Origin of the sequence: Bacteroides oleiciplenus YIT 12058 (assembly GCF_000315485.1) — a bacterium.
Classification (GTDB): Bacteria; Bacteroidota; Bacteroidia; order Bacteroidales; family Bacteroidaceae; genus Bacteroides; species Bacteroides oleiciplenus.
In genome coordinates this window covers 102,129-114,916 of record NZ_JH992943.1, presented here as the reverse complement: position 1 = coordinate 114,916, position 12,788 = coordinate 102,129, and the positions used below count along the sequence as shown (strand labels likewise).

The 12,788-nt window shown below is 44.8% G+C and carries 11 protein-coding genes; 3 read left to right on the top strand and 8 right to left on the bottom strand.

The annotated features are described in order from the left end of the window. Positions 1-50: 50 nt before the first annotated feature. Positions 51-755 carry a pirin family protein gene (locus HMPREF9447_RS16990; protein ID WP_009130990.1) on the bottom strand — a complete coding sequence of 235 codons (705 nt, stop codon included), beginning with the start codon at positions 753-755 and terminating at the stop codon, positions 51-53. Between the two features lie 111 nt (positions 756-866). Beyond that, positions 867-1,868, bottom strand: a complete 1,002-nt coding sequence (locus tag HMPREF9447_RS16985; RefSeq protein WP_009130989.1) for a 2-hydroxyacid dehydrogenase — start codon at positions 1,866-1,868, stop codon at positions 867-869. A 566-nt stretch (positions 1,869-2,434) separates the two neighbouring features. Here HMPREF9447_RS16985 and HMPREF9447_RS16980 point away from each other — a divergent pair. The 3 genes from HMPREF9447_RS16980 (at position 2,435) to HMPREF9447_RS16970 (ending at position 4,563) form a co-directional block, all read left to right on the top strand. Beyond that, on the top strand, positions 2,435-3,766 hold the full coding sequence (locus tag HMPREF9447_RS16980) for an OmpP1/FadL family transporter (protein ID WP_009130988.1): 1,332 nt from the start codon (positions 2,435-2,437) through the stop codon (positions 3,764-3,766). Positions 3,767-3,943: 177 nt separating this feature from the next. Continuing rightward, positions 3,944-4,261 carry a hypothetical protein gene (locus tag HMPREF9447_RS16975; protein WP_009130987.1) on the top strand — a complete coding sequence of 106 codons (318 nt, stop codon included), beginning with the start codon at positions 3,944-3,946 and terminating at the stop codon, positions 4,259-4,261. Next, positions 4,261-4,563: a type II toxin-antitoxin system RelE/ParE family toxin gene (locus tag HMPREF9447_RS16970; RefSeq protein ID WP_009130986.1), complete on the top strand. Its 303-nt coding sequence runs from the start codon at positions 4,261-4,263 to the stop codon at positions 4,561-4,563. The genes HMPREF9447_RS16975 and HMPREF9447_RS16970 overlap by 1 nt, the downstream gene beginning before the upstream one ends. A 104-nt stretch (positions 4,564-4,667) precedes the next feature. Here the strand turns inward: HMPREF9447_RS16970 and HMPREF9447_RS16965 are convergent, their stop codons facing one another. The 6 genes from HMPREF9447_RS16965 to HMPREF9447_RS16940 form a co-directional block, all read right to left on the bottom strand. Beyond that, the gene (locus HMPREF9447_RS16965) at positions 4,668-5,948 is read right to left on the bottom strand and encodes a DcaP family trimeric outer membrane transporter (protein WP_044138320.1); all 1,281 of its coding nucleotides are present in this window, start codon (positions 5,946-5,948) and stop codon (positions 4,668-4,670) included. A gap of 90 nt (positions 5,949-6,038) precedes the next feature. Continuing rightward, positions 6,039-7,496 carry a TolB family protein gene (locus tag HMPREF9447_RS16960; protein WP_009130984.1) on the bottom strand — a complete coding sequence of 486 codons (1,458 nt, stop codon included), beginning with the start codon at positions 7,494-7,496 and terminating at the stop codon, positions 6,039-6,041. Continuing rightward, on the bottom strand, positions 7,493-9,223 hold the full coding sequence (locus tag HMPREF9447_RS16955) for a DUF6057 family protein (RefSeq protein WP_009130983.1): 1,731 nt from the start codon (positions 9,221-9,223) through the stop codon (positions 7,493-7,495). Before HMPREF9447_RS16955 ends, HMPREF9447_RS16960 begins: the two co-directional genes overlap by 4 nt. Next, positions 9,220-9,852 carry a DUF4369 domain-containing protein gene (locus tag HMPREF9447_RS16950; RefSeq protein ID WP_009130982.1) on the bottom strand — a complete coding sequence of 211 codons (633 nt, stop codon included), beginning with the start codon at positions 9,850-9,852 and terminating at the stop codon, positions 9,220-9,222. Before HMPREF9447_RS16950 ends, HMPREF9447_RS16955 begins: the two co-directional genes overlap by 4 nt. A gap of 136 nt (positions 9,853-9,988) precedes the next feature. Further along, positions 9,989-11,860 carry a glycosyl hydrolase family 18 protein gene (locus HMPREF9447_RS16945; RefSeq protein ID WP_009130981.1) on the bottom strand — a complete coding sequence of 624 codons (1,872 nt, stop codon included), beginning with the start codon at positions 11,858-11,860 and terminating at the stop codon, positions 9,989-9,991. Between the two features lie 6 nt (positions 11,861-11,866). Further along, positions 11,867-12,772, bottom strand: coding sequence for a hypothetical protein (locus HMPREF9447_RS16940; RefSeq protein WP_009130980.1), 906 nt, complete (start codon positions 12,770-12,772; stop codon positions 11,867-11,869). Positions 12,773-12,788 lie beyond the last annotated feature (16 nt).

Below are 12,788 nucleotides of genomic sequence, written 5' to 3'. Positions count from 1 at the left end.
AAAACACTACACAAACCTTGGCTTTTAGCTGTTATTTTTATCTAAAAGACTTACATCGGCACTTCTATCAGCAGAATGTGCGAGTCTTTCAGCGTCTCCAACTCAAAGCTATTGGTGTCGTATACGCCCATGCCGTCACGGCGTGATAGTACGGTGTCGTCTACTTTCACTTCACCTTCGATGACGAAGATGTACACACCTGCGTGAGACTGGTGCATGTGGTAGCCTATCTTCTTTCCAGCCTCTATTTCACCGATAGAGAACCATGCTTGCTGCAGCATTTTGGCAGGAGCATCACCGTCCGGCGAAACAATCAGCGTCATTTCATTCTTGCGTAGCAATGGGCGGATGTCATAGTCTTGATAAGCAGGTGCTGTATTCAGCTTCTCCGGCATTACCCAGATTTGCAGGAAGTCTACCGGTTCGGTATCGCTGCCGTTCATTTCGCTGTGGTAAATACCGGTGCCTGCACTCATGGTCTGTATGTCGCCCACAGTGATGGTACGACTGTTCTTCTGGCTGTCGCCATGTTTCAGCTTTCCTTTCAACGGGATGGAAATGATTTCCATATTTTTATGAGGATGGGTGCCGAAACCTTTGCCCGGAGCTACGCGGTCATCGTTCAGCACACGCAAGGCGCCGAAGTTCATACGGCGTGGGTTATAGTATGTGTCGAAGCTGAAAGTATGGTGGCTGTCGAGCCAGTCATATAGAGCACGTCCACGGCTTTCTGCTTTGTCTATTACTTTTTTCATAATTTATTCCTTTCTTTTAAATGGTTGATATGTATAGGTAACAAACTGGTTGTGAAAAAGTTTATAACCAGATGTTACTGTTTATTTATTACTTATACAGAATTGTTAATTCTATATTTTTACTTCATTCTCCAAAGCTTTTCCACTTGCAAACTCCCGGATGTTCTGCAATGTAGTCGAAGCAATGTTTCCTAATGCTTCCCGGGTGAAGAATGCTTGATGGGAAGTTACAATGACATTATTGAACGAAAGCAGGCGTGCCAGTACGTCGTCATCGATGATGTGGTCCGACTGATCTTCGTAGAAGTATTCACTTTCCTCTTCATACACATCCAGTCCGGCGGAACCGATTTTCTTGTTTTTCAAGCCTTCTATCAGGGCATTGGTGTGTATCAGTTGTCCACGTCCGGTATTTATAATCATTACGCCGTCCTTCATCTTGCTGATGGAGTAGTCGTTGATGAGATATTTGGTCTGCTCGGTGAGGGGGCAGTGCAGGGAAATGATGTCCGAACTGTGGTAAAGTTCGTCCAGTGTGGTATATACTACCTGGTGTTCGCGGGCAAAGTTATAGTCTGGATATAAGTCGTAAGCCAGAATATTCATTCCGAAGCCGCGCAGAATCATGATGAGTTTCTTTGCAATCTTTCCGGTGCCGATGATGCCGACTGTTTTTCCGTACATGTCGAAGCCGAGCAATCCATGAAGGGAGAAATTACCGTCACGGGTGCGCCAAGTGGCACGAGGAATTTTACGATTTAGCGAAAGCATGAGGGCAACGGTATATTCAGCTACGGCATAGGGCGAGTAGGCGGGGACACGTACCACCGTGATGCCACATTCGGCTGCTGCTTTCAAGTCTACATTGTTGTATCCGGCACAACGCAATGCCAGTAATTTTACGCCGTTATCGGCCATCATACGCAGCACGTCCGCGTCTGCCGTGTCATTTACGAATATGCAGACGGCATCCACACCCTGTGTCAGTATCACGTTGTGTTTGTTCAGGTGTCCTTTATAATAACGGAGTTCAAAATCGTACTCTTTATTCTTCTCATTGAACGAAGCCTCGTCATAGGGCTTGGTGCCGAAAAAAGCAATTGTGTATGCCATGATTTCTGAAGTTTTTAGAATTTAGTATATATAGTATAAATAACACGTGTGTGAATGATAAGGTTCAGAAGGTGCAGGGGGGGACGGATAGTCTTACCCTGCCAATTCCACACTTGTGGCAGACTAATTCTGTCCTTGCAAGAAACTAATCTCTGCGCTGCGATGAACTAATATTTTCCTTGCATCTAATTATTCATACTATAACTATTAAAGTTTCTTACAACAGTTATTGTAAGAAACAAATATATCTATTGTAAGAAACAAACACAATTGATGTATGAATAATTAGATGCAAGGAAAATATTAGTTCATCGCAGCGCAGAGATTAGTTTCTTGCATGTTTGAGATTAGTTGGTTGCGAGATTATGATTCGTTGTTTATGATTACGAGATTATCTCTTTCCGGTTCTGTTATACATCACCCATGTCTTTTCTTTATTCGTTTCATTAGAAACTGTTTCTTTTTTCAATTAAATTTTGCCTGTAATGCATCTTTCTGCACAAAATACTTTCTGATGTGCAATATTATTGTACCTTTGCGCCCGCTAACAATTAAAAAATATTTAGATGAGAAAAATTAGCTTGATTAGCTTTATGATGCTAATCGTTTCAACTTCAACTTTTGCAGGAGGACTGCTGACAAATACAAATCAGCATGCCGCTTTTCTCCGTATGTTATCTCGTGGTGCTACAACTGAAATAGACGGTGCATTGTCTAATCCGGCAGGTTTAGCCTTTTTGCCGAATGACGGTTTTCATATGTCTTTGAGTATTCAGAGTGCTTTCCAAACAAGAAATATTGATGCTTCATGCGAAGGTTTGGGGCTGAATAAGTATTATGAGGGTAAGGCATCTGCGCCTGTCATTCCCAGTTTGTTTGCTGCTTATAAGATGGGCGACTGGACACTTTCCGGCTTTTTCGGCATTACTGGTGGTGGGGGAAAGGCCTCGTTTGACGACGGTCTTCCCATGTTCGATGCTATGGTGATAGGCGGATTGGGAGCCCAAAAAATTCCGAGCAATGCCTATTCGTTGAAAAGCTACATGGATGGCAAACAGTACATTTACTCTGTACAGTTGGGCTTGACTTATAAGGTAACGGACTGGCTTTCTGCTTTTGCGGGTGGCCGCATGAACTACTTCACTGGTGGCTACCAGGGTGCATTGAAGGCCAGTGCTGCTGTAGATTTGCCTTCTCCTGCCGGAGGAACGATTCCTGTTGGCACGGAACTTATCGGTATAGACTTGGATTGTGACCAGACCGGATGGGGATTTACTCCGGTTATCGGCTTGGATGCCAAGTTGGGCAAGCTGAACATTGGTGCAAAATATGAGTTCAAGACTAGCCTGAATATTGAAAATTCCACTAAAGAGAACTCGCTTCGTATGATTGGTGCTGCTGAAAGTGAATTGGCGGATTACAAACATGGTGTGAATACTCCCAATGATATACCTTCCATGCTATCTGTAGCTGCTGCTTATGAATTTCTTCCGGTGTTGCGTGCATCTGTAGAGTATCACTTCTTTGATGATAAGAGTGCGGGAATGGCCGGCGGCAAGCAGAAGCATCTGACGAAGGGAACAAACGAGTATCTGGCAGGTATTGAATGGGATGTAATCAAGCGTCTGACTGTGAGTTTCGGTGGTCAGATTACAGACTATGGATTGTCTAACGACTATCAGAGCGACACCAGCTTCTCTTGCGATTCTTATACTTTGGGCTTTGGAGCAAAGTTGAAGTTGAGTGAAAAAGCGAATCTGAATGTGGGCTATATGTGGACAACCTATGAAGATTATACGAAAACTTCTCAGAATTATAATGGCACCGGATTGAGCGGTACGAATGTATATAGCCGTACTAACAAGGTGTTCGGTCTTAGCATCGATTACAGTTTCTGATTTCATAATTACTTATTATATATGTAGGGCCGCTTCAGGTATATTATACTTGGGGCGGCTTTGTCATAAAGTATATCCCGGATATTTCTTTTCAAGAAAACTTTTAAGGGAAACGAAGAACTTTTGCGGATAATATTATGTACTTTTGTTGTTAGAATATCAAAGAAAGGAGCGATTATGAAAAAATATCCTGATTCCGAAGAGCAAGAGCAAACGGTGAATGAACCTGCTGCAGCTTATGGACTTGATTTAAATAGCCTGAAAGTGGAAACTGTGCAGTTTGTAATGCAGATTGAGAATCCAAGAATCGTACAGGAAATACGGGACTATGCCTTGCGCCTGATGCAGGAGGAGGAAGAATATGATTACCGGAATGCTCCCTGTCAGTTTACGGTGGAGGAGCTGAAGGAGGAGCTGAGGAAGTCGCGGGAAGAATCTCGTTTAGGACTGGGTATAAGTAATGAGGAAATGATGCGACGTAAATTCCTGCATTGATGAAGTTGAAATGGTTACCTATAGCAACCATCCATGCTGATAATTGCTATGAATTTCTGGCACAAAAAGATAAAAAAGATGCTCTTAGTATTTATAGGAAAATGACTGAGGGGGCAGCTTTTTTAGCTAAGAACCCTTACGGTGGTCCTTTGGAATCATCTTTAGAAGATCAGGTAGAGGTTTATCGTTCCCTTGTTGTGCACAATTATAAACTAATCTATAGGGTGCTCGAAGAAACTCAAACTGTGGAAATTGCCGCAGTATGGGATGTTCGTCGGAATCCCCAAACATTGAGTGTTTAAAGAGAAAAGAAAGACAAAAGAATGGTGCAAATCTCTTAGTAACTATACTATTAGATGATTTGCACCATTCTTGTTTCTTTTGCTATTTTAATCAATACTTTATCTTAGAACGAATACTGCACCAACAGATTCATTCGGTTGGCATGATGCGTAGAGTTACTGAAATCCGTGCGCCAGCCACGTAAGTATTCCGCCCCTACCTGCATATTGGGAGTTACATTCCAAAATACATTCGCTACAAGATACTGTCCGTAACGGTAGCTGCTTGGTTGGTCGTTAGGATAACCATTCTCAGAATAAAGCCGTGACATACTGTAAGTTCCGGATACGAACACCTTCGGGCAGATGTTATATTGTGCTCCGGCAAACCATCCCAACATGGGTAATGCCTGCATCTTACCCTCTTTTTCCGGGTCGGGAACAATGTCCACATTCAGGTTGCTGATGTCATTCAGATATTGTCCGATACCTTTTCCGTAAGTGGCTTGCCCGAAAATTTCCCATTTCTTACTAAGATTGAAAGAAGTGGATGCCTGTACACCCCATCCGGTCACGTCGGATGCTTTGTCGCTGAGTGTGCTGGTATAAGTCATGCTACGTACCAGGCCGCCTACACGGAGATGACTGTTTGTTCCCCAGCCGTACTGGGCGTAAGCTGTGAAGTCCGGCATGCGTTGCTGGGCAACTGTAAGCTGGTCGTTGGTAGTGCCGTCTACGCTTGGTACTTCTATAGAAGCGTGAAAACGCCAATTCTTCAGGCCTTTGTACGTGTAAGCAAGTTGGGTGGCACGGTAGAAGCTGGCACCGTTAGGTCCTTGGTAGTCGATGGTGGAAGGCAAGGCTGCCAGGTCCATGAAGCCGCCATACGTGTAACCTACGGTAAAGTTAAGGAACGACATGTAGGCATTGCGCAATTGGAACGCTTTGTCGCCGCCCCGGAAGTTACCCGCTGTATATACCACAAAATCACCCAGCAGTTTGGTGTGGCCCACCAGTTTCAGGAAGATAGTGGAAGTGCGTGCGTCCATCTGGAACTGATTTTTCACTTTGCTGGAATTGGGGATGTCGGCGGGGATAAAATCTATATTATCCACAATGCCCCCGAAATCATACTCGGCTGTGGCGCGTACATATCCACCTATACCGAGGGCAAACTTCCCTTTCTTATCCATCAGCAGGAAACGGGGAGCCTGTGGATCGTGGATATATCTGAACTGCGATTCGTTCATGATGCGAACGATTTCGTCACCTGCTTTGTCGAGGGTGACCATGACGATTCCGTTGGGGGCTTCGTCATCAATAACTACTTTCGCTTGCGCTTTGGCTGCGGAGGGAATAAGTCCGGCACCGCATAACAGAAACATTACTTTTAAGATTGTCTTCATTTAAGTTAGGTTTTGGTGAATGCCCATTGAACAACTTAAATGAAAAAAGGTTGAGAAGAAAGTCGAATTTACGATTTCAACTTCGGGCGGTTACTGCTCTTTATACCGGAGGTTTTCCGCCTCTTTGCGGTAGTAGAGTTTTTGTAGTTCATGGGCATCGTATGTCTCTGCCGTGTTATAAAGTTCTGGTATATTATAAGATTTGAATGTGTTAAGATACATTTCCGGATTTTCTTGTGGAAGAAGGAAAGCTTTACTTACATTGCCATCTCCGGACACGTGGGCAAAGTAGGGGCGCCCATAAACTCGGTCATCCCGTTTGGAGGCAAACACTATCCAGTGGGAATTACTGCTCCAGGAATGATAAGAGTCGGAATAACGTCCATTGGTCTGCTCCATTTTATCAATCTTTCCGGTGGAGAGTTCCAGCATCCAAAGATCGGTTTCAGGATGCCAGATAGGGAAGGTGCCATAATTGGACACGGAGAATAACAGGTGTTTACCGTCCGGGGAGCATTTGGGGAAGCTGACGGATTTACCTTCGGATGAAGCTCTGAAAACCTCATGGATACTGTCGCCCAATTGCCCGGTTTGAGGATTGAAGGAGATGGAGTAAAGGTCATAATGCATCTGGCGTGTGCTGTCCGGTTGAGGCAGATAGGGAGCACGGCAGAAGTAGATGGTGTGGTTATCGGCAGAGAAACATGGAAAGGTTTCCTGATATTCTTTTCCGGTGATGCAGGGATTATCGGTTACGGTTCCTTGTTCAAAATCTATCAGGATGAGGTCGCTGCATTTGTCAAAAACTTCCAGGCGTTCGGTGCGATAGCTGTGTAGGATAGGAATGATTTCGGCGGTGGTGAAGATGCCGAAACGGCCGTCTTGGGATATTTCTCCATAGACGGCACCGGCTGTGCGGTCTGTTTTGGTATTGATTTTGCGTAGTTGGCCGTCGCGACTGTAGACCGTACCCCCTTTGCTGCCACGCACGTGCATGAATGTGGTGGGGGTGGCGGCACGATTGGAAGTATGGCAGTTGATACAACTGTGGTCGGTAATATTGTTATCGGCCAACAGGTGGGTATTGAAATCCTCTACGTTGCGTTCGCAGATTTGCAGCATGTTCCATATTTCATAAGCCGGTTCTATCAATCGGTAGCTTAGATAACGGTCGATACTGTCGGGCGAAATGTACCAATAGAAATCTTTGTAATGTATCTTTTGCCGGGAAATCTCTGCATAGACGGATATTGACAAGGTATCGCCTTTTTCATCCGCAAGCATGTGTTTCCATCGTTTTATGGGGAAACATAGCCTGTGTGAATGGCTGTCATATCGATATTCTTTCTTTCCCCGAATGATGACGGAGATGGTTGTTGCATCTTCCAACAGGAAATTCAGGGGGGCGATGTTGCAAGGCAGGGTGATGTCTGTATAATCAGGAAACAGGGGTGGCTGTACGTAACAGTCGGTATAATCCTGTAATGAGCGTTTTCCGCAAGAGAAAAACGTCAGGGCTGTTATGAGTATGATGATAGTTTTTTTCATGGTTTCAGTTGTGCATAATAATAATAGAACCAATATGTTTTCCCGAATTTCTTTTCCAAAGCGCGTCCGTCTCCTTGGGCTTCCTCATGTATGGAAAGGTATTCCAAACAGTCTTTGTACACTTGGGCAGAGATGCGATAATGCTTTAATTGTTCCTGTGGATTTGCTTTCTCGTCCATACACGCTATCAAGGCTTCCTGATAGAGGCGGGGAGGGAGCAAACCGAAAGTCGGATAATAATAACAGTCGTAATCCTTCTTGAAATGTTCCAGATCTTTGTTTAGCAGATGGAAGCATAGCAGGTAATCGGCAGCCACCTTGTTCTGAGGATTGTTTTCAATCAGATTAGTCAGTGAGGCGCGCCATTGGTTGGCGGAAAACAGTGTATCCTGTTGCGGAAGCATCCGGCGCTTGTGAATCCAGTAGGGGATGGAATCACATTGTCCGGAGTTGATGATTTCCAGCCGCTCTTCTGCCCATTTCCGGTGTAGGGATGTGTGGGACAGCATGCGCAGGTATTTACGGGCTACGGCATAATCTTCGTTGATTATAGCTATTTCCGCTAGCCTCCGCATCATGCGTGAGGAGCGTTGATGAGGGGTGAAAGTCATGGCAAGCATGGCTGAATGCTGGGCTTGTGCCATATCACCGCATTCCATAAGGGCATCGGGGCTTGCCATGCTATATATGTAGCCTGTTGACTCGTTGATTTGCAGTAGAAGGCCGTATGAAGCGGGTTGATAATGTTGCATGAGTTCATCGCAAAGCTTTCCTTGACGGGCATAGGCGAGATTGGTATAATAAGCGCTGAGATAGGTGGGGTGAACATTGTCCTTATTGAGTTGGAGGACTTTATCCCAATGGCCGAAGTAAGCTTCGGAGGAGAAAGCAAGTGTTTTCTCTTCGGAAGCATTGTATGCTTTGCTTAAGGTGGCTGCACTCAGGATAAGAATTGCGGGAAATGCAATCCATCGCCTATCCAGCCGGGAGACGAAAGCCGGCAAAATGGAGAATAGCAGAAATATTTCCGTAAGGAGGAAGGCAAAGGGTTGGCGCAGCATGTAGTTGCTTATCAATGGATAGAAATAGGATTGCCTGAGGGTAAGGTAGTAGAAGTGACTGCCTCCGATGGGTATGAGGATGGAAATTATCAGTAGAAAGAGGGGGAATAGAGCGCTGTTGGAATGTTTACATTCATGGGCAATGGCTAAAAGGGCGTATGCAAGGAAATGGGCGCCTATGGTGCAATAGAGCAAAATAAGCATGATTGTGTGGAGTATGCCCCTTGTCCGTGCTGATGTGCTCAATGTTGTCAGTGTGAATGCCCAGACACTGAATAATAGTCCGAGGGACATGGAGAGCGGATATTCCAGATGGCAGGATAAGCCCCATTCGGCAATGATGGGTAATAATGCCCAAAGGGATGTGTGGCGGGTTATGCCTGTCCGGGCTAATGCTATTCGGAGTCCCGACCAGGTGAGCAGGAATGTGAGGGTTAATATGCTGCCTCCTCCTCCTGTCCACAAGAAAAACTGGGTGAGATAATCACCGCAGATTTCTGTAAGGAATGCCGGCTTTTGCAGATAAGTTTGCAGGAAGTCGGGTTGAAGTACACATAAGGTTATCTGTTCTTTATAGTACAGATGGTATGGATATAGCCAAAAGAAGAATATCCAGCAGGCTATAAAGAATAGAAAGACGAGGATGATATCTGTTTGTTTTTTCATGGTGCGGGTTTCCATTTTTCTATTCCAAGTTTCTTTAATTCATCGGTTTGCTGCTCGTTGAACATGTTTTCGAGCGTCATGAATAAGTATCCTCCCAATGGATTCATATTCTGTTTGATAAAGCAGAGGGTAGAGTCGCCAAAACTTTCGTAGATGCTTTCCCGCTGTTTCTTCAAAGTTGCTGTAATTGCATCGTTTCCTTTATGCTTATTGATTTCTTGTGATAGCAGGGTCGCTTTTTCCCCGGCGGTTTCCATTAGTTCTTTCCAATGTTGCAACTGGTTGTTGAGTGGGGTGCCGGTGCCGGAACTGTTTGCGCCCATGCTGACGTGCAGCGTTCCTTCTTCTGCTATGATGAGCAGGCGTTGTACGTAAGCATTCGCCCGCCGGCTGATAGTAATATCATAGATGGAAGAATCTGCCGGAATGGAAAAGGAAAAGGTGCCGTTTGCGATATAAGTGGAATCTACTGTCTCAGGAATAGGATGAGGACGGGGAACCAGATATATGATCTGCCCATTGTGCTCTGAAGAAATTATTCCTTCAATATTCATCGTTGTTCTGTCTGCCGTGTGGCAGCTGCTGATGATAAATAACAATGTTGTAAGATAAAAGAAATGCTTATTCATATCGGTATGTTTTTCTGTTATCTTTTGGAATAAGGAGGTTGTTCCTTTTTTATATATTTCTTTTCGCTTATGAATGAAGATCGCAAAATCATTCGGGTAGCGGAACAACCTCCTGTATTGGTGTTAAGTTAGAGTGTTATAGATTGGCCTTGGCCCATGCTGTGATGAGCTTATTCTCACCGGAGTTCCAGGCTTCCTTATAGAGATCGCGGACAACATCGAGCCACTTCAGATTACGGGTTTCCTGTGAATCGCTCGTCCCTACGGCAACGGTACCGCCGTTTGCTGTATATTCTTCGCGAAGGGTGCCGCAAATGCGGGCATATTTACCGGTATATGAACTCAAATCGCTGTTGGTCACTTTGACAGAGTAGTTGAGCTGGTCGTCAGTGCAACTGTAGTTTCCGGGGTGAGCTGGGTCTTCGGTAGCCCATTTGGATTTGTCTGCTGCATATACGGTTACGCCGTCCTTGAAGAGGTAAGGATAGTATCCGGTGCCACTCATATCCTCATATACAATGCCGCACACCGGGAACTGAGCTCCCGATTGGCCTTGTATGTGTTTCAGTACGGTTGCCATTGCATCTGTATCGGCGCTGTTCTTGGTTTTCCATACTGCGGTGGCAATCCAGGTTGCAAGCTTTTCGGCTGTGGGATTGAGCATGTACACCATTCCTTTTTTGGCTACGCCGGTTTGAGCGTCTTTACCGGTTGTATATTCGTATAGTTTAACCGGGTATCCTTCGTAATTGGGATAGGATGTGGTTTCTTCTATCAACGTACCCGCCATATACTGGCCGCTGCTAATCATCTTCTCACAACTGGCAACAAGTGTTTTGTAGCCTTCAGAATTGTTCAGGAATTCATTCAATCCGGGATCCGAGTCGTTTTTCATCACTGCATTCCAAAGGGCGTTGCGCAATGTTCCTTTGCTATCATCACCATCGTAGTCCCAGAACATCATACCTTTCATGCCTAATCCTAAAAGCCATTCACCTTTCGCGGCGATACTTCTGGGATTGTCATAACCACAATAGTATACTCCGTCTTTGGTGACGTATGGAACGCTGCCTTCTGCATCCCAGTTGTCGATGACATATCCGCTGCCTTCGCTCAAGTTGACGATGTCTTTGTAGTCGATGGCACCACCGCTGTTGAAATGGGCTCTTCCGTAGAATGGGATACCGAGAACTAATTTGCTGGCTGGCACACCGGCATTCAGGTATTCGTCAACGGAACGTTTGCAATCCCAGGAGGCGCTCGGTTTGTTCAATGGTGATTGATGACCAGGGGCTCCAACAAGGTCGTACGTCATGATATTGACGAAGTCTACATAAGGGTCTACAGCTTTTACATCAATGTATTTCCATCCTGCTCCTTGGGGTTGCTTATTTTTGCAATATCCGGCATAGGTCAGCAAAATGCTGCTTCCCAACGTCTCACGCAAATCTTTCATTAACAGAGTGAAATTCTCCACATCAACCAGTTCGTCATAAGCATTGCTACCGAAGGTCATACCGGGAAATTCCCAGTCAATGTCAATGCCGTCGATACCTTCTTGCTGGACAAACTTTTTGCAATCCTGAGCGAATTGTTTGCGCATCTCCGGGCTCTTCGCCAAGGCGGAGAAACCTCCGTCCTGGGAATTACCGGAGTTGGAAACGCTATTTGTAAAAGAGAGTAATATCTTTAAATCGCTATTCCTTGCCTTCAGTTTCTTCACCTGATCGAAACGTTCTCTGTTACCCTGCAAGTCAAACTTCTGATAGACATTGCTCTTTACATAAAGTTCGGCGAAAGCATAATTGATATGCGTCATGTAAGTAGGATCGGGAAGCGCTGTACCATAGTAGGTTACATAGCCTAATGCCACTCGTCCATTTACTTTCTCTGCCATGGTGTTCACTTCCGGAGGACCAAAACTTGGTACACCGGTTATATAGTCATCGTCGTGACAGGCACTAAGGCCCAATATAATAGCTATTGCAATAAATATTATCTTTTTCATAAGGCATTATTCTTTGGATTCATAATATACATACCAACCATAGTCGTCCCAGTCACCTCCACCTGTATATTTTTGTGGATGATATAGAGTGATATATTCATCAGTCAATGTAAGTATCCAGAAGACATTATCGCTGCCTTTTTTCTGGCCAAGATCATCATAATTGCTTCCGATGACAGGGATATTGGTTGTCAGTCTGCCTTGAACCAATGTTTCCGGCTGGTCACGGTCGAAACCAAATGTTCCTTCGTTCATCAGATTGCCACTCTTGTCATAAGTCTTCACTTTGGTTCCCTGTATTTCGAATACTATCTTCTGATCTCCTGCCTGTGCAAGATTTACTGATCCCCACCATGCAAAATTAGATTCCGGAGTATATCCTGAACTGGTATATTTCCATCCGCCATGTGCTCCCATGTTGCAGACTGAACCCCATTTCACTTCACGGAATCCCCATGCCTTGGCGGCATCGGTATCAGCTTTGTCCTTGGCTCCGGTAAAGAGACCCATCCATTCATCGAATACATTGGTTACATTTACGGTAAAAATATCGCTGGTTACAATCTTGCCGTTGGAAATTGCTTCATAGTATATTTCATAGGTTCCATTGGCACCATATATGATGGTATCATTGTCGCTACCGGTAATTTTGGTACCGATTCCATAGTGCCAGACTCCTCCTAATTCAGGACGACTGTTTTTGAGTACCACATATTGATCTCCTTCTACAGCGTCATCTTGATTGGGGATAGGCTGTGTGACAGATAATATAGAGGTTAATTCTTCTTTACTGATAGGCTCTCCTGCATTCGTGACGTATTTATCGCGTAAAGATTCATCTTCCATAGGATCGCAAGCTGTGACTATAGCCATTGCTGCGAGTAATAATAGTATTGCTTTTAATGTTTTCATATCATTGAGATTTTAA